The organism is Blastococcus saxobsidens, from assembly GCF_002938435.1.
Classification (GTDB): Bacteria; Actinomycetota; Actinomycetes; order Mycobacteriales; family Geodermatophilaceae; genus Blastococcus; species Blastococcus saxobsidens.
On sequence record NZ_POQT01000004.1, the window covers coordinates 159,811 to 180,969 of the forward strand.

Below are 21,159 nucleotides of genomic sequence, written 5' to 3' on the forward strand. Positions count from 1 at the left end.
ATGAACCGGCCTCCGCAGCCGTCCGCCTCGGCGAGAGCGGGCCGGGCGACGGCTGCGAACAGGGGACGGGACACGCGGCTGGAGCTGGCGGTCCGCTCGCGGGTACATGCCCGAGGGCTCCGCTACTTCGTCGGTCGTCGGCCGATGCCCGGCCTGCGGAGGACAGCTGACCTCCTCTTCCCCCGGGTCCGCGTCGTTGTCCTGCTGGACGGCTGCTACTGGCACGGCTGCCCTGAGCACTTTCGGATGCCGACCGCGAACCCCGGCTACTGGCCGGCCAAGATCGCACGGAACGTCGCTCGGGACCGGGAGACCGACGAGAAGCTCACCGAGGCTGGGTGGCGGGTCCTCCGGTTCTGGGAGCACGAGGACCCCGACGACATCGCCTGCGAGATCGAGCGGGCGGTCCGTCAGGCATGAGCGTGAGCCGCAACGGCTTCCAGGGCACGGGATCGCAGCTCACCGAGCGGGCAGTCACCAAGGACTTCCTCGGCCGAGTCGCAGCATTGCTCGCCCCACTGGTCTTCGCGCCAGGCGACCCAGCCTTGGTCGGAGTCGAGGTCAAGGGCGAGCACGACGTTCGCGCCGTCGGCGACGAGCTGGACGCCGAAGTAGCCACCGGCAAGGGAGACCACCTTGCCGCCGGTTGCATCGGCGGCCTTGTCGATCTCCTGCAAGTAGGCCGGGTACTCCACGGGCTCTCCTAATAGTCGGCCGTTGGTGGCATCTTCCCTCAAGACTCCGACAACCTCGCTGAACCCAACGCGACGGCCGAGCGGCTGACGTCCGCTGCCTTGCGGGCTGCCTCTGAGCGATGAGCTGAGCGACCCCGGAACGCATGAAGCCCCCGTCCTCCGAACGTAGGAGGGCGGGGGCCTTCGTCGTCACCTCGGCGGCCATCGTGGAGGGCCTGAAGAGTCACCCGGCGGTCGTTGCCCGGCAGACGAGGGCGGCGTGGAGGCCCAGTGCGGAGGCCTGGTCGACCCTTCCGACCGGCCTACCGACGGTCGAGGTTGTGCCATCTGCGTGCCTTATCCGTGCCTTAAGCAGCGGCCAAACGCGGTGGTCAGGGGTCAACAGGGGGCAGCATCGTCAAGGCAAGGAAGGAGTGGTGCGGCCCGGTTGAGCTGCACAAACGGGCATACGAGCTGGTCAGTGGGTGGAGCGGGTGACCGGGATCGAACCGGCATGGCCAGCTTGGAAGGCTGGGGCTCTACCATTGAGCTACACCCGCGAGACCACGTGAGGGAACGCGTTCCCTCACCGTGAAGGAGTGCAGCCGATCCGGATCAGCAGCGCTCCCAGTCCGGACAAAGGGTAGCGCGCAGGGGTGCGGCGGCTGCGGGGGCGTGCGGCAGCAGCGGCTGAGCCTGGCGCTGAGTGGTCAGGCCGCCTCCGGCGACCACGCCCCGTCGTGCTCAGGCGGTTCCTTCGCCGACCAGGTCGGCGAAGACCACGACGTTGTCCTCGTAGCTGCGCTCAGCCTGGTCGAACGAGCCGCCACAGGTGATCAGTCGCAGCCCGGCGTGGTCGAGGTCGCCGTACACCTGTTCCGTCGGGAACTCCCCTTTGGGGAACTGTTCCACCCGCTGCACCTCGAAGACGGCGAGCCGGCCGTCCTCGCGGGTCACCACCACCTCGTCACCCGGCACCAGGGACCGGAGCTCGTAGAACACCCCGGGGGCACCCTCCCAGTCGACGTGACCGGCGACGATGGCCGGGCCCAGCTCGCCCGGAGTCGGCGCACCGGTGTACCAGCCGGCCGGGAAGCCTGCCGGAGGAACCTCGAGCGTGCCGTCGTCGAGCAACCCGAGGTCCATCAGCCCGGAGTCCACGCCGATCGCAGGGATCGAGAGGTGAACGGGTGCGGATCTCTGCATCGTCGAGGCGGGCGCGATGCTCGGTGGTGCTTCGCCGGACCGTTCGCTCGGTGGGGCGGCCGCCGTGCTGGTTCCGCCGGAACAGGCCGGTAGGCCGGCGACCATCAGCGCCAGCATGGCGGCACCGATGAGCCGGAGCCCGGCTCGGCCGCGCCTCTCCGGACGGTCTCGGCGGGTACGGAGGTCGGCACGCCCGATAGGGATCAAGGGGCCTGTCGCTGCAGTCGCGCCATGTCGGCGCTGCCGTCCCCGGCGTCCACGGATCCGACCGGCACCCTCGAGACCTGGCCGGAGCCCGGACGGCCCGACGTCCCGGTCGAGCCCGAACCCGCCGGCGCGGCGCTCGTCGACGTGTCGTCGGTCGTGTCGTCGGTCGTGTCGACCGTCGTGTCGACCGTCGTGTCGACCGTCGTGTCGACCGTCGTGTCGACCGGCGCGCACGCAGGTCGCGTGATCGTGTTGTCATCCAGGGTGACCGCACCGGTGCGGGCCAGGACCCGCCCCTGGATCGTCGTTCCGGTCGTCACCGTGATGCTGATGTTCGCCATGATCGTGCCCACGAACGTGGACCCCGTGCCGAGCTCCGCGGAGCTGCCGACCTGCCAGAAGACGTTGCACGCCTGCGCCCCGTTGATCAGTAGGACGGAGCTGGCCGACGCGGTCGTCAGGGTCGTGGAGGTCTGGAAGACGAACTGCGCCGTGGGGTCCCCGCCGGCATCCAGCACCAGCGGGCCGGTGATGCCGAAGGTGCCGTCAGCACTGTCGTAGACGCCGGGCAGCTTGGTGGTCGAGCCGAGCTCCGTGGGCACCTCCGTGCTCGGGCTCTGGCCGGCGGCGACGCCGTAGGCCACCGTCAGGTCCTCCTGGGCCTTCTCCGCCACCGCGTCAGCAAGGTGGACGGTTCCGCCGGTCTGGGTGACCCCCAGCGCTCCCGGTGTGTACGAGCCGGTCGGGTCGGACCCGATGTCACCGTGGACGGTAGTCACGGCCGTGTCCGCGTTCGTGACCCCCGTCGCTGCGAGGACGGCGAAGCTGCCGGCCGTTCCGAGCGTGACCGCCGAGACGGCGGCCCGGGAGTCGTTCTGCTGCATCACCACGAGCGCCGCGGCGACCGAGACGGCCAGCGCCACGCCCGAGCCACGCCGGAGACGGCCTCCCCGGGAGAGGGAACCGCCACGAGCGGTCGTTTCGAAGCTGTCCGGGACCGACATCACGTCGGCGCTCCCCTCCTGGCCGGCGGGCCAGACGTCTGCATACCCGAGGACGGTGCCGACGGCGTGTCGACCCGAGAAGCCCCCCAGTGGCCGCAGGTTAACTCCGTGGGTGACGAATCGACTGCATACGGTCATCGCGGGGTGTTGGTGCCGGACCACCCCACGGCCGGGGCGATCGCCGCCAGGGGTGGAGTGTCGCCGCTACCGTCGCGGCGTGCCCGACACCACGTGGCTGGACGCCACCGCGCAGGCAGCTCTCGTCCGGGCCGGTGATGCCACCCCGGCCGAGCTCGTCGAGGCCGCCATCGAGCGGATCGAGCGGGTGAACCCCCAGCTGGACGCGGTGCTGCGGGAGCGGTTCGACGCCGCTCGCACGGAGGTCCGCGGCGACCTCCCGGACGGTCCGTTCCGCGGCGTCCCGCTGCTGCTCAAGGACCTGGGCTGCCACGTCGCCGGCGAGGAGACCCACTACGGCACGTCGTTCCTCCGCGACGCCGGCGTCCGGTGGCCGAACGACAGCCACCTCGCGCAGCGGTTCCGGGCAGCGGGCTTCGTCGTCCTCGGCCGCACGAACGTGCCGGAGTTCGGCACGACGATCACCACCGAGCCGGCCGCGAACCCACCGGCCCGCAACCCCTTCGACACCGGCCGCTCGACCGGGGGCTCCAGCGGCGGCTCGGCGGCGGCGGTCGCCGCCGGACTGGTCCCGGTCGCCCACGCCAACGACGGCGGGGGCTCGATCCGCATCCCGGCCGCTGCGTGCGGGCTGGTCGGGCTGAAGCCGACGCGAGCCCGGGTCAGCCAGGGCCCGGACGTGGGGGAGAGCTGGGCCGGCGCCACGATCGACGGCGTCGTCACCCGCTCGGTGCGCGACACCGCCGCCGTGCTGGACCTGATCGCCGGGCCGATGCCCGGTGACCCATACGTCGCCCCGTCGCTGCCGCGGCCGCTGACCGAGGAGGTGGGGACACCCGTCGGCCGGCTGCGCGTCGGTCTGCTGGACGCCGCCCCGGGGGAGCAGTACCTCGACGACCCGGCGTGCCGCGCAGCGGTGGAGCGGGCCGGCCGGCTGCTGGCCGACCTCGGCTGCGACGTCGAGCCCGGATCGCCGGAGGCCATGTTCGAGCCGCTCTTCCCGCGCTTCTTCACCACCACCATCGCCGCCGACGTCGCACTGACGCTCTCCGCCCTCGAGCGCTCGGCGCTGGGCCGGCCGGTGGAGGACACCGAGCTCGAGCCGCGCAACGCCATGTACCGCGCCGTCGGGCGGAAGCTCTCCGCCGAGGACTACGTCGGGGCGCGGGCCTGGCTCGGGGTGTGGTCCCGCCGGATGGCCGGCTGGTGGGCGCCGTCCGGGCTCGGCGGCCAGGGGTTCGACCTCCTGGTGACGCCGACGATCGCCGCGCGGCCGCCCGAGCTGGGCTGGTTCACCGCGGGCGGCGACAAGGAGGAAGGGCGGCGGATCAACAGCCTCATGCCCTACACCGCGCAGTTCAACGTCACCGGTCAGCCGGCGATCAGCCTGCCGCTGCACTGGACCGACGAAGGGCTGCCCATCGGCGTCCAGCTGGTCGCGGCCTCGGGGCGCGAGGACGTGCTGGTGCGGGTCGCCGCGGCCCTGGAAGAGGCGGCACCGTGGGCCGACCGCCGTCCGGCGGTGTCGGTCTGAGCAGGCCGGACGGGGCGGGCGTACGGGGCGGCTCGGCCGACCGGCCTAGACTCGAGCGGCCACGGGGTGTGGCGCAGCTTGGTAGCGCACCTGCTTTGGGAGCAGGGGGCCGCAGGTTCAAATCCTGTCACCCCGACCAGGTCGTGCTGCAGGCTCACATCCTGCCCCCCGACAGCGCGCGTCGCGGGGTGCGCATCCCGCCCCCGCGCCCGTGCCTCTGACGTCCGTAGACTCGGGGGTCGACCGGCGCCGTCGGAGCACTCTGGCGCCCCATCCGCTGTCTTACCGAGGAGCACTGCCGCTGTGAAGAGCACCATCGAGGAACTGGGCCCCACGCGGGTCCGGATGGCGATCGAGGTGGCATGGGGGGACCTGGACCACGCCTTCGGTGAGGTCTACAAGGAGCTGGGCAAGCAGGTCCGCGTCCCCGGGTTCCGCCCCGGCAAGGTGCCCAACCGCGTCCTCGACCAGCGGATCGGCCGCCCCGTCGTCCTCGAGCAGGTCGTGCAGCACGCCATCCCGGAGATCTACTCCGAGGTCGTGCGCGAGAACCAGGTCCGCGTCCTGGGCCAGCCCGACGTCGAGGTGACCCGCCTGGACGACAACGACACCCTGGCGTTCACCGCCGAGGTCGACGTCGCCCCGCAGCTGGAGCTCCCCGCGCTGGACTCCCTCGCCGTGACCGTCGAGGACGTCGAGGTCACCGACGAGGAGATCGACCAGCAGGTCACGGTCATGCGCGAGCGCTTCGGCATGCTGCAGTCGGTCGAGCGCCCCGCGCAGGAGGGCGACTTCGTCTCCATCGACCTCGAGGCCACGCTGAACGGCGAGGTCCTGGAGGACGGCTCCACCACCGGCATGTCCTACGAGGTCGGCTCCGGCAACCTCATGGAGGGCCTGGACGACGCCGTGAAGGGGCTCTCGGCCGAGGAGTCGAAGACCTTCCAGACCGCGCTGCTGTCCGGCCCGAACGCCGGTGAGTCCGCCGACGTCACCGTCACCGTCCGCTCGGTGAAGGAGAAGGAGCTGCCGGAGCTGGACGACGAGTTCGCCCAGACCGCCAGCGAGTTCGACACGCTCGCAGAGCTCCGCGAGGACGTCCGCACCCGCCTGTCGCGCACCAAGGTCATCGGCCAGGGCGCGCAGGCCCGCGACAAGCTGGTCGAGCACCTGCTTCAGACCATCGAGGTCCCGATCCCGGAGACCCTGGTCGAGCGCGAGGTCGAGTGGCGCAACCGGGCCTTCGAGAACGAGCTGCGCCAGGCCGGCATGGACTGGGACGCCTTCCTGCAGATGTCCGGTGTCGAGAGTCGCGAGGACTACGACGCCGAGCAGAAGAAGAACGTCGAGGAGGCGGTCAAGACCCAGTTCATCCTCGACGCGATCGCCGACGCCCGTGAGGTCACCGTCGACAACGACGACCTCTCGGCGCAGATCATGGCTCAGGCCCAGCGCAACCGGATGAGCCCGGAGCAGTACGCCCAGCAGCTGCAGCAGTCGGGCAACATCGCCGAGTTCGTCGCCGACGTGCGCCGGACGAAGACGCTCGCCCAGCTGCTCGAGCAGACGACGATCACCGACGCGTCGGGCAACACCGTCGACCTCGAGGCGCTGCGCCCCAAGACGGTCCAGGCTTCTGCCGCCGAGGAGGCCACCTCCGAGGACGCCGACGAGGACGCCGACGAGGCCGCCGCCGACGAGGCCCCGGCCGAGGACGCCGACAAGTAAAGGACCCCCAGAAGGACCCCGTCCTCCCCGCCGCTCGCAAGCTCGCGGCGGTGCCCGGGACGGGGCCGTGCAGCGACGCCGACGCCGCTTCTCCCCACCCGGGGAGGGGCGGCGTCGCCGCGTCCCGCGGGTGAAGGGCGGTTTCCGCCGGTGGTCGCTGCGCCGACGGCGAACACCGCCCTGATCGGGACTGCGCCGTCGGAGGTCCGCGTTAGGGTCGACAGGACTCAGGCGATCGCCGGGGGGTAACCCCCGGAGGGCCGTTCCGGGCCCCGAACCACCTCGATCCACTGCCACGACGCGTCCTACGGAGGTCACCGCACCCGTGAGCACCACCGACCCGATCTTGGCGAGCGCACCCATGATGCGTGGCGCCAGCGGCATGATGAACCTCGGAGACTCCGTCTACGAGCGCCTGCTGCGCGAGCGGATCATCTTCCTGGGCACCCAGGTCGACGACGTCATCGCCAACCAGCTCGTCGCCCAGATGCTGCTCCTCTCCGCCGAGGACCCCAAGCAGGACATCCACCTCTACATCAACTCGCCCGGTGGCTCGGTCACCGCCGGCATGGCCATCTACGACACGATGCAGTTCATCGACTGCGACGTCGCCACCTACGGGATGGGCCTGGCCGCCTCGATGGGCCAGTTCCTGCTGACGGCCGGCACCAAGGGCAAGCGCTACGCCCTGCCGCACGCGCGGATCCTGATGCACCAGCCCTCGGCCGGCGTCGGCGGCACGGCCTCCGACATCGCCATCCAGGCCGACCTGTTCCGGCGGACCAAGCAGGAGCTGTCGGAGTTGCAGTCACAACTCACCGGGCAGACCGTCGAGCGGATCCTCGAGGACTCCGACCGCGACCGCTGGTTCACCGCCCAGGAGGCCCTGGAGTACGGCTTCGTCGACCACGTGGTCAGCCGCGCGGCCATGACCGACAGCGCCAACCCGGTCTCCGACAACTGAGCCTGCGAGGACAGACGACGATGAGCTTCCAGATGCCCTCCAGCCGCTACATCCTGCCCTCCTTCGTGGAGCGCACGAGCTACGGCATGAAGGAGTCCAACCCCTACAACAAGCTCTTCGAGGAGCGGATCATCTTCCTCGGGGTGCAGGTCGACGACGCGTCGGCCAACGACGTGATGGCCCAGCTGATCACGCTGGAGTCCGCCGACCCCGACCGCGACATCACCATCTACATCAACTCGCCCGGTGGCTCGTTCACCTCGCTGATGGCGATCTACGACACGATGATGTTCGTCCGGCCCGACATCCAGACCGTCTGCATGGGCCAGGCCGCCTCGGCCGCCGCCGTCCTGCTCGCGGCCGGGACGCCGGGCAAGCGCCTGGCGCTGCCCTACTCCCGGGTGCTGATCCACCAGCCGTCCGGCGAGTCCGGCGGTCAGGTGTCCGACCTGGAGATCCACGCCGCCGAAATCGAGCGGGTGCGCGTGCAGATGGAGGAGATCCTGGCCCGGCACACCGGTCGCCCTCAGGAGCAGGTGCGCAAGGACATCGACCGCGACAAGATCCTGACGGCCGCCGAGGCCAAGGACTACGGCATCGTCGACCAGGTGATCCAGAGCCGGAAGCTCAACGCCCTCCCGACTCCGTGAGCCGGTACGGGCCGGGGACGCGCGTGACGCGTGTTCGGCCCGTACCGTCGGAGGTCTGAGGGCACGACGGGACAGCAGTGGGACGGCCGGGACGAACACCGGGTGAGTCATTGCCCGAGCTAGTCGACGGCGGCAGGTACGTTCGGCGAACGCCCGATCCCCGGCCGACAGCGCCGGGAGGAGAGCCTCGCGGAGCAGCCTGACAGCGAGGCCGAGCAGGGGCACGAGAGCAAGCAAGTCCAACCCGCGGGTACCTGACACGAGGACCGGCGACTGTCGAGGTGGAGGTCAGCAGGTGGCACGAATCGGTGAGAGCGGTGACCTGCTCAAGTGCTCGTTCTGCGGGAAGAGCCAGAAGCAGGTCAAGAAGCTCATCGCGGGCCCCGGGGTCTACATCTGCGACGAGTGCATCGACCTCTGCAACGAGATCATCGAGGAAGAGCTCTCGGAGTCGTCGGACCTCAAGTTCGACGAGCTGCCCAAGCCCAAGGAGATCCACGACTTCCTCGACCAGTACGTCATCGGCCAGGACAAGGCCAAGCGGACGCTCTCGGTCGCGGTCTACAACCACTACAAGCGGATCCAGGCCGGGGGCGCAGGCAGCTCCCGTGAGGACTCCGTCGAGCTCGCCAAGTCCAACATCCTGCTGATCGGCCCCACCGGCTGCGGCAAGACGCACCTGGCCCAGACCCTGGCGCGGATGCTCAACGTGCCGTTCGCCATCGCCGACGCCACAGCGCTGACCGAGGCCGGCTACGTGGGCGAGGACGTCGAGAACATCCTGCTGAAGCTGATCCAGGCCGCCGACTACGACGTCAAGCGCGCCGAGACCGGCATCATCTACATCGACGAGGTCGACAAGATCGCCCGCAAGAGCGAGAACCCGTCGATCACCCGCGACGTCTCCGGTGAGGGCGTGCAGCAGGCGCTGCTGAAGATCCTCGAGGGGACGACGGCGTCGGTGCCGCCGCAGGGTGGTCGCAAGCACCCGCACCAGGAGTTCATCCAGATCGACACGACGAACGTGCTGTTCATCGTGGGTGGTGCCTTCGCCGGCCTGGAGCAGGTCATCGAGGCCCGCGCCGGCAAGCAGGGCATCGGCTTCGCCGGCGAGATCCGCGGCAAGAAGGAGATCGAGGAGCTCAATGCCTTCGCCGAGGTCATGCCCGAGGACCTGCTGAAGTTCGGCATGATCCCGGAGTTCATCGGCCGCCTCCCGGTCATCACGAGCGTGAAGAAGCTCGACCGTCAGGCGCTGATCAGCATCCTGACCGAGCCGAAGAACGCCCTCGTGCGCCAGTACCGGAAGCTGTTCGAGCTCGACGGCGTGGAGCTCGACTTCACCGACGACGCGCTCGAGGCGGTGGCCGACCAGGCGATCCTCCGTGGCACCGGCGCCCGCGGGCTCCGCGCGATCATGGAGGAGGTGCTCCAGTCGGTCATGTACGACATCCCCAGCCGCGAGGACATCGCCTCCGTGGTGATCACCAAGGAGGTCGTCCTGGAGCACGTCAACCCGACGATCGTCCCGCGCAAGCCCACCCGCGCCCCCCGCGAGAAGTCGGCCTGACGCACAGCTGACGTAGCTCTGAACGCCAGAGGCCCAGAACCCGCGCGGTTCTGGGCCTATGGCGTTCAACGGGTCAGCCTCGCGCTGACCACGGCGACGATCTCCCGCCGGCAGCCCTCGGGGTCGCTCATCAGACGGGCGTAGCTGAACCGCAGCACGACCCAGCCGAGCGCCGCCAGCGCGGTGTCGCGGCGGAGGTCCCGCTCCCGCTGCTTCCGGCTGCCGTGGAACGCGGCACCGTCGAGCTCCACCGCCACGCGTGCGGCCGGCCATGCCGCGTCCAGGTGCACCCGACGGCCGTCCCCGAGCAGGAGCTGGTGCTGCCGGACCGGCGGGGGCACGGCCGGCGGCCCGGGCAGCACCTCAAGCGCACCCCAGATCTCCAACTCGCTCTGGCACCCCGCCCCACGAGGTCGAGCAGTCCGAGCAGCGCCCGGCGTCCGGGATGGCGCGCTCGTCGATCGGATTCCCGGCGCAGCGCTCCGGCGCCCACGTCCCGTCGCCGCACCCCCTCGATCAGGACCTGGCGCACGACGACCGCCTCATGACGGCTGCGCGCATTGCGCCCGGGGGAGTGGGCCCACGCCCACGCGTCGACCATGCTCCGGACCGGTTCGAGGGCGTCCACCTCGCCGCACCGGACGGTGACCAGGCGACCGGTGGTGCGGTGGGCCACCACGTCGGGGCGTCGCTCGGGAGAGCGCGCGTACGGCACCGTCACGTGAATGGGTCCGGCCTGCGGCTGGGCCATCCCGCACGCGACGAGGGCGGAGAGGTGGCTGAGCGGACCGTCGGCCCACAGGGAGGCGGCGCGCGACCGGACGGCCCACTCGCCCGTCCGGTCGGGGAGCACGAGGACGCCGGGGTGCACCTGCACGAGGTCCCCTCGTCGCAGCCAACGGACGACGCTGCCCGAGCTGCTCGCCCTGACCACGTCGACGCGTCGGGCGACGCCGGCGGGCAGGAGGGTGGGGAGTCGGTGCACGGCGCAGAGGGTGTCGCAGCCGAGCCGTCGGCGGCGGAGGCCCTGTGGATGCAGCCGACCGTTGAACGCCGGAGAACCGCTTCGAGCGCCCTTCTGGGCCTGCATCGTTCAACGGTCACGGGGTGGGGGGGCGGGCCTAGGCTGCGCGCGTGACGGCGCGCTACGTGGCCCTGCTGCGGGCGGTCAACCTGGGCGCCACCCGCCGGGTGTCCATGCCCCGGCTGCGCGAGGTGCTCACCGAGCGCGGCCACGGCGCCGTCCGCACCCACCTCGCCAGCGGGAACGTGCTGCTGGAGAGCCCGCTGCCGGAGGTGGAGCTCGCCGCCGACGTGAGCGCGGCGATAGCCGAGGAGTTCTCCCTCGACGTCCCCGTCGTGGTCCGGACGGCGCAGGAGCTGGCCGCCGTCCTGGCCGCGGACCCGCTCGGTCACGTCGCCACCGACCCCAGCCGGTACTCGGTGACGTTCTTCCCCGAGCCGCCGGCCCCCGAGCGGGTGGCAGCGGCGCCGTCGGCGGAGGGTGGCGAGTACGCGCTCCGCGGACGGGAGCTCTACGTGTGGCTGCCGGACGGCTTCCAGGCGAGCGCGATGGGCAGCTGGAAGTGGGACCGCATCCTCGGCGTCGCCGGGACCAACCGGAACTGGAACACGGTCCGGAAGCTGGTCGAGCTCACCCGCTGATCGGCCTGTGGGCGCCCGCCCGGCGGAACGGCCCCCGTGTCAGCTGCGCGTGGCACATTCGGAGTCGTGCGCGCCCTCACCTCACTGCCCGAACAGGCGCGGGAGGCATTCCGGGCCCGCGTCTCCGGTGACCCGACCGGCGCGCCGGACTGGGTCCGAGACATCGCCCTCGTCGGCACCGGACCGGGCTGGTTCGAGCCCGACGGCGTCGTCTGGCGCGTGCACGGCGACCTCTCCACGCTGGTCGGCGGCGTGGCGGCGCTCCTGGGTCAGGGCGCGCACCCGCTCGCGCTGGCCGGGGTCCAGCGGCACTCGGCCTATCGCGAGGACCCGTGGAAGCGCCTGGCCGGGACCGCGCGCTGGCTGGTCGTCAGCACCTTCGGCTCGGTCGAGCTGGCCGAGCGCGAGGCGGCACGGGTCCGCGGGATGCACGCGCCGGTCCGCGGCCGGGTCGGAGGCACCCCCTACTCGGCGTCCGACCCCGCGTTGCTGCGCTGGGTGCACCTGGCCTTCACCGACGCCTTCCTCGGTGCCCAGCAGGCGGTCGGCCGGGACCTGGCGTCGCGGTTCGGCCGGGGCTGGCCCGACGCCTACGTGGGGGAGTGGGCCCGCGCCGCGACGGAGCTGGGCGCCACCGACCTGCCGACGACGGCCGCCGAGCTGGCCGAGGCCCTCGCTGCCTACGGCCCCGAGCTCCGGCCCGTGCCCGGTCACCTGCGGGAGTTCCTCGCCGCCCCACCCGGCCTGAGCGCTCCGGAACGGGTCGTCTACCGCGGGCTGTCCGGCGCCGCGGCGTACGTGGTGTCACCGTCGATCGCCGGGTGCGCCGGGGTTCCGGGGCGGGGCCGCGGTGGCCGGGCGCAGCTCGCCGTCACCCGCGCCCAACTGCGGGCGCTGGGCCTGGCCCTCGGCCCGTACAGCCCGTCGGAGGAGGCGGCGCGGTGGCGGCTGCGCATGGGGCCCGCCCCGGCATGGACCGTGGGCGCCGCCTGACGCCTGACACGTCCCGCCGTACGGGGGCGGCCCGGGCCCGTGGACCCCGGGCCGCAGCCCAGCACGACGCCCCGGCTCAGGCCTCGGCGACCTCGGCCAGGACGACGTCGACGCGGAGCTCGCCCTCGCCGGCCTCGATCGACAGCGAGCGGATGCGCCCGGCGTCGGCGAGGTCGGCCCGGGCCGCCTCGACCAGCGGCACCTGGTCGGCCGGGGCGGTCACCGTCGCGGTCTCCACCTCGGCGCGCATCGACTGTTTGGCGTCGGACTTGGCCTTGCGCACCCCGGTGAGGGCGGCGGCCACGACCGGGATCACCGCGGGATCGCCGTCGGCCGGCAGCTCGGTGGCCGAGGGCCACTGCGCGCGGTGCACCGAGCCCCCCTGCCACCACGACCACACCTCCTCGGTCACGAACGGCAGCACCGGGGCGAACAGCCGCAGCTGCACGTCCAGCGCCACCGCCAGGGCGGCCTGCGCCGAGGTGGCCGCGGGGCCGGAGCCGTAGGCGCGGGTCTTCACCAGCTCGACGTAGTCGTCGCAGAAGGACCAGAAGAACGACTCGGTGACCTCGAGGGCGCGGGTGTAGTTGTAGGCCTCCAGCGCCGCCGTCGCCTCCGCCACGACGCCGGCCAGCGCCGCCAGCAGCGCCCGGTCGATCGGCTCGGTCACCTGGTCGGCGGTGTGCCCGCCCGACGCCCCGGACCCGAGGGCGAACTTGCCGACGTTGAGGATCTTCATGGCCAGCCGGCGGCCGACCTTCATCTGCGCCTCGTCGAACGGCGAGTCGGCACCGGGGCGGGCACCGGCCGCGCGCCAGCGCACCGCATCGGTTCCGTAGCGCTCCAGCACGTCGATCGGCGTCGTCGCGTTGCCCTTGGACTTCGACATCTTCTTGCGGTCGGGGTCGACCACGAAGCCGGAGATGGTGGCGTGCGTCCACGGCACGGTGCCGTGCTCGAAGTGGGCGCGGACCACGGTGGAGAACAGCCAGGTGCGGATGATGTCGTGCGCCTGCGGCCGCTGGTCCATCGGGAAGACCTTGGCGAACAGCTCCGGGTCGGTGTCCCAGCCGGAGGAGACCTGCGGTGACAGCGACGACGTCGCCCAGGTGTCCATCACGTCCGGGTCGGCGATGAAGCCGCCCGGCTTGCCGCGCTGGTCCTCGGTGAAGCCCTCGGGCACGTCGGACGACGGGTCGACCGGCAGGGCCGCCTCGGGCGCCAGGATCGGCTCGTCGTGGATCGGCTCACCGGCGTCGTCCAGGCGGTACCAGACCGGGAACGGGACGCCGAAGAACCGCTGCCGGCTGATCAGCCAGTCGCCGTTGAGGCCCTCGACCCAGTTGTCGTAGCGGTGCCGCATGTGCTCGGGCACCCACTGGATCTCCCGGCCCCGCGAGATCAGGGCCTCGCGCAGGTCGGCGTCCCGGCCGCCGTTGCGGATGTACCACTGCCGGGTGGTGACGATCTCCAGCGGGCGGTCGCCCTTCTCGAAGAACTTCACCGGGTGGGTGATCGGCTTCGGGTCGTCCTGCAGGTCGCCGGAGTCGCGCAGCAGCTCCACGATCCGCTGCTGCGCGCTGAACACGGTCTTGCCGGCCAGCTCGTCGTAGGGGGAGGCGGGCACCCCGGCCGGCGGGTCGGCCAGGATCCGGCCGTCCCACCCGACGATGGGCCGGGTCGGCAGCTGCAGCTCCCGCCACCAGGTGACGTCGTTGAGGTCGCCGAAGGTGCAGATCATCGCGATGCCGGAGCCCTTGTCCGGCTCGGCCAGGCGGTGGGCGACCACCGGGACCTCGACGTCGAACAGCGGCGTGCGCACCGTCGTGCCGAACAGCGGCTGGTAACGCGCGTCGTCGGGGTGGGCGACCAGCGCGACGCAGGCGGGCAGCAGCTCGGGTCGGGTGGTCTCGATGGAGACCGAGCCGGACGGGCCGGAGAAGGAGATCCGGTGGTAGGCGCCGGGGCGCTCGCGGTCCTCCAGCTCGGCCTGGGCGACGGCGGTGCGGAAGGTGACGTCCCAGAGGGTCGGCGCCTCCTGGGCGTAGGCCTCACCGCGGGACAGGTTGCGCAGGAACATCCGCTGCGCCGTGGCCCGCGAGGTCTCCGAGATCGTCCGGTAGACGTTGGACCAGTCCACCGAGAGCCCGACACGCCGCCAGAGCTTCTCGAACTCGGCCTCGTCGTCCTCGGTCAGCTGCATGCACAGCTGGACGAAGTTGCGCCGCGAGATCGGCACCTGGTTCTTGTCCGGCCTGGCGGGCGGCTCGAAGGACGCGTCGTAGGGCAGCGACGGGTCGCACCGGACGCCGTAGTAGTTCTGCACCCGGCGCTCGGTGGGCAGCCCGTTGTCGTCCCAGCCCATCGGGTAGTAGACGTGCTTGCCGCGCATCCGCTGGTAGCGGGCGACGATGTCGGTGTGGGTGTAGCTGAAGACGTGCCCCACGTGCAGCGACCCGCTGGCGGTCGGCGGGGGCGTGTCGATCGACCAGATCTGCTCGCGGGGCGCCTGCAGCGCGGCGTCGCGGTCGAAGCCGTAGGTGTCCTCGGCCGCCCACCGCTGGACCCACTTCTCCTCGAGGCCGTCGATCGTCGGCTTCTCGGGTACGCCACCGCCGCCTCCCGGGGCCGCGGCGTCCGGGGTGCGAATGTCGGTGGTCATGCCCTTCATCGTAGGTAAGCCACGGCTGGCATCCTTCACAGGATGAGCAGCAGCACCGGTGAGCTTGCCCGGGTCGAGCAGGCCCTGCTGGCCCGGTGGCCCGAGAGCCGGCTGGAGCCCTCCCTCACGCGGATCAACGCCCTGGTCGACCTCCTCGGTTCACCGCACCGCGCGATGCCCGTGGTCCAGGTGGCGGGCACCAACGGCAAGACCTCGACGGCGCGCATGATCGACGAGCTGCTGCGCGGCTTCGGCCTGCGGGTGGGCCGCTTCACCAGCCCGCACCTGGAGTCCGTCCGGGAGCGCATCGTCCTCGACGGCGAGCCGGTGAGCCCCGAGCGGTTCGTCGAGGTCTACGAGGACATCGCCCCGTACGTGCAGATGGTCGACGCCGCCGGCGAGCACCCGATGTCGTTCTTCGAGGTCACCGTGGGCATGGCCTACGCGCTGTTCGCCGACGCCCCGGTCGACGTCGCCGTGATCGAGGTCGGCATGGGCGGCACCTGGGACGCCACGAACGTGGCCGACGCCCGGGTCGCCGTCGTCACCCCGGTGGCGCTGGACCACTCGGAGTACCTCGGCCCCGACGTGCCGACCATCGCGGGGGAGAAGGCCGGGATCATCAAGGCCGACGCCGTCGCCGTCCTGGCCCACCAGGAGCCCGGCGCGCTCGACGCGCTGGTCCGCCGGGCGGTGGAGGTCGAGGCGGTGGTGGCCCGGGAGGGCACCGAGTTCGGGGTGCTCGAGCGCCGGGTCGCCGTCGGCGGGCAGCAGGTGCGGCTGCAGGGGCTGGGCGGCGAGTACGACGAGGTCTTCCTGCCGCTGTTCGGTGCCCACCAGGCGCAGAACGCCGCCACCGCGCTGGCCGCGGTCGAGGCCTTCCTCGGCGCCGGCGCCGCGACCGGTCCCATCGAGCAGGAGACCGTCCGCGCCGCGTTCGCCTCGGTGCGCTCGCCGGGCCGGCTGGAGCGGATCCGCACCAGCCCCACCGTGCTGGTCGACGCCGCCCACAACCCGGCCGGCATGGCCGCCACCGTGGCGGCGCTCCGGGAGTCCTTCGACTTCACCAGGCTGGTCGGTGTGGTCGGCGCGGTGCACGGCAAGGACGTCGCCGGCATGCTCGCCGCCCTCGAGGAGGTGTGCGCGGAGCTGGTCGTCACGCAGAACACCTCGCCGCGGGCCATCCCGGCCGACGAGCTGGGTGCGCTGGCCGTGGAGATCTTCGGCGCCGACCGGGTGAGCGTCTCGCCCCGCCTCGTGGACGCCGTCACCGAGGCGATCGAGCTGGCCGAGGCGGGGCCGGACGACGCGCTCGGCGGGGCCGGGGTGCTGGTCACCGGCAGCGTCGTCACCGCGGGTGAGGCGCGCACGCTGTTCTCCGGCGGTCGCTCGTGACGGCCTACGACCCGCTGCGGGCCGCGAAGGGGTTGCGGGGTGCGGCGGCCGGCGTGCTGGTCCTCGAGGGCATCGCCGTCCTGTTCGTGCCGCGGGGCATCGCGCAGACCGAGGAGGGGCTGGGAGGAGGGCGGCTCGCCCTGCTCCTGGCCCTCTCCCTCGTGCTCATCCTGGCCAGCGGGGTCCAGCGGCGGGAGCGCGGGCTGCTGATCGGCACCGCGCTGCAGGTCCCGCTGCTGCTCACCGGCCTGATGAACAGCGTGATGTGGTTCGTCGGAGGCGCCTTCGTGCTGATCTGGCTCTACCTGCTGCAGGTGCGCAAGGAGCTCGTCGGCAGCCGGTTCGGTCCGGTGGAGGAGCCCCGGCCGAGCGACGCCGACGGCGGGGGCGCGACCACCACGTAGGCTCCGGCCCCGTGACTGAACGCACTCTCGTCCTCGTCAAGCCCGATGGCGTCGCCCGTGGTCTCGTGGGCGAGGTGATCACCCGCCTCGAGCGCAAGGGCCTCCGCCTGGTCGCCGCCGAGCTGCGGACGCTGTCCCGCGAGGTCGCCGAGACCCACTACGCCGAGCACCGCGAGCGCCCCTTCTTCGGCGACCTCGTCGAGTTCATCACCGGCGGCCCGCTGCTCGCGCTCGTGGTCGAGGGCCCGCGGGCCATCGAGGCGTTCCGGGCCCTGGCCGGCGCGACCGACCCGGTGAAGGCCACCCCGGGCACCATCCGCGGCGACTTCGCCCTCGAGGTGCAGAACAACATCGTGCACGGCTCCGACTCGCCCGAGTCCGCCGCGCGCGAGGTGAAGCTCTTCTTCCCCGACCTGGGCTGACGGTGAACCGCCGAGATCACGCGATCTCGGCGGTCCCCGGGCTCTGATGTGCCGAGATCGCGCGATCTCGGCGCGGGGCCGGACGGGGGTGCCACGGGCTCAGCGAGCCGCGCGGATCACCTCGACGAGCGGACCACCGCGACGGCCACCAGCACGATGCCCACGAGCAGTCCGAGCCAGGACGCGGCCGCCAGCGCGGTACCGACGCCGCCCTGCGTCGAGTCGTGGCCGATCGCCGTCCCCATCAGGCCCAGCACGCCCAGCAGGGCCACGACCCCGCCGACCAGTGCCAGCCGTCCGTGGTCGTTCGTCCCTCGCCGCACGCCTGGCCTCCTGCTCGTGGTGGTGTGCGTCCAGTCTGCCGCCCGTCCGCGGGGCGACGACGGGCACGGGCAGGCACGCCGCGCCGGGCGGCCGGAAGGCGGCACCCCGCGAGGGGGAGGACGGACGCGGAGCGCCGTCTACCCTGGACCGGTCATGACTGCTGAGCTCCGCACCGCCACGGGCGAGTCGCTGTACCCGCGACTCGAGCCCCTGCTGGCCCAGGTCCAGAAGCCGATCCAGTACGTGGGCGGTGAACTCAACGCCCAGGCGAAGCCGTGGGAGTCCACGGACGTCCACTGGGCGCTGATGTACCCCGACGCCTACGAGGTCGGGCTGCCCAACCAGGGCCTGATGATCCTGTACGAGGTGCTCAACGAGCGCCCCGACGCCCTGGCCGAGCGCACCTACGCCGTCTGGCCTGACCTCGCCGGCCTCATGCGCGAGCACGGCGTCCCGCAGTTCACCGTCGACGGTCACCGCTCGGTGCGCGACTTCGACCTGCTGGGCGTCAGCTTCGCCACCGAGCTCGGGTACACGAACCTGCTCGAGGCCCTCGACCTCGCGGGCGTCCCGATCCACGTCGGCGACCGCGACGAGACCCACCCGGTGGTCGTCGCCGGTGGGCACGCCGCCTTCAACCCCGAGCCGGTCGCCGACTTCGTCGACTGCGCCGTCCTCGGCGACGGCGAGCAGGCCGTCGGCGACATCACCGACGTCGTCAAGGCGTGGAAGGCCCAGGGCCGCCCCGGTGGCCGCGAGGAGCTGCTCGCCCGCCTGGCCCGCGTCGACGGCGTCTACGTGCCGCGCTTCTACGCCGTCTCCTACGGCGCCGACGGCACGATCTCCGCCGTCACCCGCACCCGGGACGACGTGCCGGCCAAGGTCGGCAAGCGCACCGTCATGGACCTCGACGAGTGGCCGTACCCGAAGACACCGCTGGTGCCGCTGGCCGAGAGCGTGCACGAGCGGATGAGCGTGGAGATCTTCCGCGGCTGCACCCGCGGCTGCCGCTTCTGCCAGGCCGGGATGATCACCCGACCGGTCCGCGAGCGGACGATCACCGGCATCGGCTCCATGGTCGAGCAGGGCCTCAAGGCCACAGGTTACGAGGAGGTCGGGCTGCTGTCGCTGTCCAGCGCCGACCACTCCGAGATCGGGCAGGTCGCCAAGGAGCTGGCCGACCGCTACGAGGACTCCAAGGTCGGCCTGAGCCTGCCCAGCACCCGCGTCGACGCCTTCAACGTCACGCTGGCCAACGAGCTGTCCCGCAACGGACGGCGCAGCGGCCTCACCTTCGCCCCGGAGGGCGGCAGCGAGCGAATCCGCCGGGTGATCAACAAGACGGTGTCCAAGGAGGACCTCGTCCGCACGGTGACGACGGCGTACGCCAACGGCTGGACGCAGGTGAAGCTCTACTTCATGTGCGGTCTGCCCACCGAGACCGACGAGGACGTGCTGGAGATCGCCGAGCTGGCGGTCGAGGTCATCCGCGCCGGCCGGGAGGCCAGCGGCCGCAAGGACATCCGCTGCACCGTCTCCATCGGTGGCTTCGTGCCCAAGCCGCACACGCCCTTCCAGTGGGCGAGCCAGGCGAGCGCGGAGACCATCGACTCCCGGCTCAAGCTCCTCCGGCAGGCCATCAACTCCGATCGGCGCATCGGCCGCTCCATCGGGCTGCGCTACCACGACGGCAAGCCGGGCGTGATCGAAGGCCTGCTGTCCCGCGGCGACCGCCGCGTCGGCCGGGTCATCGAGCGGGTGTGGCGCGAGGGCGGCAAGTTCGACGGCTGGAGCGAGCACTTCTCCTTCGACCGCTGGGTCGCCGCCGCGGCCGAGGAGCTCGCGGCCTTCGGCGTGGACCTCGACTGGTACACCACCCGCGAGCGCACCCAGCACGAGATCCTGCCCTGGGACCACCTGGACTCCGGGCTGGACAAGGAGTGGCTCTGGGACGACTGGCAGGAGGCCCTGTCCGAGGAGGAGGTCGCCGACTGCCGGTGGACCCCCTGCTACGACTGCGGGGTCTGCCCGACGATGGGCACCGAGATCCAGATCGGTCCCACCGGGCGCAGCCTGCTGCCGCTCACCGTCGTCTGATGGCGCGCCAGCCCGACGGCCCGCCGCCGCCGCCGACCGTCCAGAAGCTCCGGATCCGCTACGCCAAGCGCGGTCGGCTCCGGTTCGCCTCGCACCGGGACCTGGCCCGTGCCCTGGAGCGGGCGCTGCGCCGCGCGCAGGTGCCGATGGCCTTCTCGGCCGGGTTCAGCCCGCACCCGAAGATCTCCTACATCGGTGCGGCGCCGACCGGCTCGGCGAGCGAGGCGGAGTACCTGGAGATCGGGGTCGCGATCCGCTGCGACCCCGAGGCGGTGCGCGCCGCGCTGGACGCCGCGCTCCCGGAGGACATCGCCGTCCTGGACTGCGTCGAGGCGGGGCAGGGGACCGGTTCGCTGGCCGACCGGATCGACACCTCGGTCTGGCGGGTGGAGCTCCCGGGCGTCGCACTGGCCGAGTTGCAGCCGGCCGTGGAGAAGTTCCTCGCCAGCGACGTCGTCACCGTCGCCAAGCGCACCAAGAACGGCCTCAAGGACATCGACGCACGGCCGGCCGTGGCCAGCGCGTCGGCAGCCGTTGAGGCAGGTTGTGCCATACTGCACATGGTCGTCCGGCAGGTCACGCCCGCCGTTCGACCTGACGACGTGTTGGCCGCCCTGGCTGCCGTCGCCGACCTGCGCCCGCCGTCGCCCCCACGGGCCGTGCGTGAGGCGCAGGGCCGGCTCGACGACACCGGGACCGTGGCCGACCCGCTCGGTCCCGACCGCGAGGCGCGACCCTCCGTCCAGGAGGAGCACGCCACGGTCTGACCGGCGGAGCCCCCCGGGGCCTGCGCCGTCGAGCGGCACGGCTGCCAGACGTGACGCGACCCGCTCCGGGCCAACCGGCTCCGGGCGACCCAGACCACCGCACCACCTGCAACGACCGGCACCACCAGGACACACCGCGTCCAGCGGCACCGGGCGCGGGCACCACAGCATTCCGGCCCCCGGCCGCGGCAACCGCCGCGCGGGAGCCGCATCAGACTTCCGCAGGGCGAGCCTGACCGCCGTACCCCGCGCGGCGGCTCGCCCCGCCCAACCCGTGCTCCTGCGCGGCCGCCAGTCGAACCGATCGGCGCCCGGGAGCACCACACAGGAGGCGAGAGCCCTCGTGGCTGACACCGACCACACGACCACCGAGACCGACGAGACCGAAAGCGGGGCCGGCGTCGCCGCGGGTACCCCGCAGCCCGCCGAGGCCGAGGTGACCGGCATCCCGGCCACCCCCGACGAGGGGGCGCCTGCCGAGGACGCCCTCGACGAGACCGAGGAGGCTCCCGAGCCTCAGGGTGAAGCTCAGGTCGAGGCCGAGGAGGACGAGCCGGTGCGTTCGCCCTTCGGGGCACAGTTCAGCTCGCCGGAGCCCACGGCCGTCGTCGCCCGCCCGCGCCGCCGCGCCACCCGGCCGGCCGGCGCGGCCGAGCCGAGCGCCGCCGAGCCGGTCGCCGCCGCCCCCACGGCACCCGTGCCGGCCTTCATCAGCTTCGTGGCGCCGCCGGCCGACGTGCCCGCCGCGCCGCGCC

Annotated in this window: 19 protein-coding genes, 2 tRNA genes and 1 pseudogene; 15 read left to right on the top strand and 7 right to left on the bottom strand. The window is 72.3% G+C overall.

What is annotated here, in order from left to right; genetic code table 11:
- Window positions 1-420, top strand: a complete 420-nt coding sequence (locus C5507_RS04095; RefSeq protein ID WP_104527251.1) for a very short patch repair endonuclease — start codon at window positions 1-3, stop codon at window positions 418-420.
- Here the strand turns inward: C5507_RS04095 and C5507_RS04100 are convergent.
- The 4 genes from C5507_RS04100 to C5507_RS22120 form a co-directional block, all read right to left on the bottom strand.
- Window positions 411-695 carry a hypothetical protein gene (locus tag C5507_RS04100; protein WP_104527252.1) on the bottom strand — a complete coding sequence of 95 codons (285 nt, stop codon included), beginning with the start codon at window positions 693-695 and terminating at the stop codon, window positions 411-413. The two genes, C5507_RS04095 and C5507_RS04100, sit on opposite strands and share 10 nt — an antisense overlap.
- A 465-nt stretch (window positions 696-1,160) precedes the next feature.
- Window positions 1,161-1,234: transfer RNA gene (locus C5507_RS04105), tRNA-Gly, on the bottom strand.
- Between the two features lie 184 nt (window positions 1,235-1,418).
- Entirely contained in the window at window positions 1,419-1,997 is a 579-nt protein-coding gene (locus tag C5507_RS04110; protein WP_104527253.1) for a class F sortase, read from the bottom strand.
- A gap of 86 nt (window positions 1,998-2,083) precedes the next feature.
- Window positions 2,084-3,010, bottom strand: a complete 927-nt coding sequence (locus C5507_RS22120; RefSeq protein WP_207225648.1) for an ice-binding family protein — start codon at window positions 3,008-3,010, stop codon at window positions 2,084-2,086.
- Between the two features lie 298 nt (window positions 3,011-3,308).
- Here C5507_RS22120 and C5507_RS04120 point away from each other — a divergent pair, with 298 nt between their 5' ends.
- The 6 genes from C5507_RS04120 to clpX all read left to right on the top strand — a co-directional run bounded on the left by C5507_RS04120 (window position 3,309) and on the right by clpX (window position 9,675).
- Window positions 3,309-4,763: an amidase gene (locus tag C5507_RS04120; protein WP_207225649.1), complete on the top strand. Its 1,455-nt coding sequence runs from the start codon at window positions 3,309-3,311 to the stop codon at window positions 4,761-4,763.
- Between the two features lie 62 nt (window positions 4,764-4,825).
- Window positions 4,826-4,902 (top strand) — tRNA-Pro (locus C5507_RS04125).
- A gap of 164 nt (window positions 4,903-5,066) precedes the next feature.
- Entirely contained in the window at window positions 5,067-6,491 is a 1,425-nt protein-coding gene (gene tig, locus C5507_RS04130; protein WP_104527254.1) for a trigger factor, read from the top strand.
- A 325-nt stretch (window positions 6,492-6,816) separates the two neighbouring features.
- Window positions 6,817-7,455 carry an ATP-dependent Clp protease proteolytic subunit gene (locus C5507_RS04135; protein WP_014375354.1) on the top strand — a complete coding sequence of 213 codons (639 nt, stop codon included), beginning with the start codon at window positions 6,817-6,819 and terminating at the stop codon, window positions 7,453-7,455.
- Between the two features lie 20 nt (window positions 7,456-7,475).
- The gene (locus tag C5507_RS04140) at window positions 7,476-8,105 is read left to right on the top strand and encodes an ATP-dependent Clp protease proteolytic subunit (RefSeq protein ID WP_014375355.1); all 630 of its coding nucleotides are present in this window, start codon (window positions 7,476-7,478) and stop codon (window positions 8,103-8,105) included.
- 295 nt (window positions 8,106-8,400) lie between these two features.
- The gene (gene clpX, locus C5507_RS04145) at window positions 8,401-9,675 is read left to right on the top strand and encodes an ATP-dependent Clp protease ATP-binding subunit ClpX (RefSeq protein WP_104527255.1); all 1,275 of its coding nucleotides are present in this window, start codon (window positions 8,401-8,403) and stop codon (window positions 9,673-9,675) included.
- Between the two features lie 65 nt (window positions 9,676-9,740).
- Here clpX and C5507_RS04150 read toward each other — a convergent pair whose 3' ends face one another.
- Window positions 9,741-10,061 carry an endonuclease domain-containing protein gene (locus C5507_RS04150; protein WP_158657508.1) on the bottom strand — a complete coding sequence of 107 codons (321 nt, stop codon included), beginning with the start codon at window positions 10,059-10,061 and terminating at the stop codon, window positions 9,741-9,743.
- Between the two features lie 748 nt (window positions 10,062-10,809).
- On the opposite strand from C5507_RS04150, the gene C5507_RS04160 reads away from it, so the two are divergent.
- Both C5507_RS04160 and C5507_RS04165 read left to right on the top strand, forming a co-directional pair.
- A complete protein-coding gene (locus C5507_RS04160) occupies window positions 10,810-11,340 on the top strand; it encodes a DUF1697 domain-containing protein (RefSeq protein ID WP_104527258.1) in 531 nt (176 codons plus the stop codon).
- A gap of 66 nt (window positions 11,341-11,406) precedes the next feature.
- Window positions 11,407-12,333 carry an oxygenase MpaB family protein gene (locus C5507_RS04165; RefSeq protein ID WP_104527259.1) on the top strand — a complete coding sequence of 309 codons (927 nt, stop codon included), beginning with the start codon at window positions 11,407-11,409 and terminating at the stop codon, window positions 12,331-12,333.
- A 76-nt stretch (window positions 12,334-12,409) separates the two neighbouring features.
- Here C5507_RS04165 and valS read toward each other — a convergent pair whose 3' ends face one another.
- Window positions 12,410-14,995, bottom strand: a complete 2,586-nt coding sequence (valS, locus tag C5507_RS04170; RefSeq protein WP_104527292.1) for a valine--tRNA ligase — start codon at window positions 14,993-14,995, stop codon at window positions 12,410-12,412.
- 42 nt (window positions 14,996-15,037) lie between these two features.
- On the opposite strand from valS, the gene C5507_RS04175 reads away from it, so the two are divergent.
- Genes C5507_RS04175 through ndk form a run of 3 tightly spaced genes read left to right on the top strand, consistent with a single transcriptional unit; the run spans window position 15,038 to window position 17,216 of the window.
- Complete coding sequence (locus C5507_RS04175) at window positions 15,038-16,390, top strand: bifunctional folylpolyglutamate synthase/dihydrofolate synthase (RefSeq protein ID WP_104527260.1); 1,353 nt, start codon at window positions 15,038-15,040, stop codon at window positions 16,388-16,390.
- Complete coding sequence (locus C5507_RS04180; protein WP_104527261.1) at window positions 16,387-16,794, top strand: DUF4233 domain-containing protein; 408 nt, start codon at window positions 16,387-16,389, stop codon at window positions 16,792-16,794. Before C5507_RS04175 ends, C5507_RS04180 begins: the two co-directional genes overlap by 4 nt.
- A gap of 11 nt (window positions 16,795-16,805) precedes the next feature.
- Entirely contained in the window at window positions 16,806-17,216 is a 411-nt protein-coding gene (gene ndk / locus C5507_RS04185; RefSeq protein ID WP_104527262.1) for a nucleoside-diphosphate kinase, read from the top strand.
- 116 nt (window positions 17,217-17,332) lie between these two features.
- Here ndk and C5507_RS04190 read toward each other — a convergent pair whose 3' ends face one another.
- Window positions 17,333-17,539, bottom strand: coding sequence for a hypothetical protein (locus C5507_RS04190; protein ID WP_104527263.1), 207 nt, complete (start codon window positions 17,537-17,539; stop codon window positions 17,333-17,335).
- Window positions 17,540-17,693: 154 nt separating this feature from the next.
- Between C5507_RS04190 and C5507_RS04195 the strand changes: the two genes are divergently transcribed.
- The 3 genes and pseudogenes from C5507_RS04195 to C5507_RS04205 all read left to right on the top strand — a co-directional run.
- The gene (locus C5507_RS04195) at window positions 17,694-19,637 is read left to right on the top strand and encodes a TIGR03960 family B12-binding radical SAM protein (RefSeq protein ID WP_104527264.1); all 1,944 of its coding nucleotides are present in this window, start codon (window positions 17,694-17,696) and stop codon (window positions 19,635-19,637) included.
- Window positions 19,637-20,404 (top strand): TIGR03936 family radical SAM-associated protein, encoded by a 768-nt coding sequence (locus tag C5507_RS04200; protein ID WP_104527265.1) that lies wholly within the window; start codon window positions 19,637-19,639, stop codon window positions 20,402-20,404. Before C5507_RS04195 ends, C5507_RS04200 begins: the two co-directional genes overlap by 1 nt.
- Before the next feature lie 343 nt (window positions 20,405-20,747).
- A pseudogene (locus C5507_RS04205) lies at window positions 20,748-21,159 on the top strand (ribonuclease E/G); the annotation flags it as partial.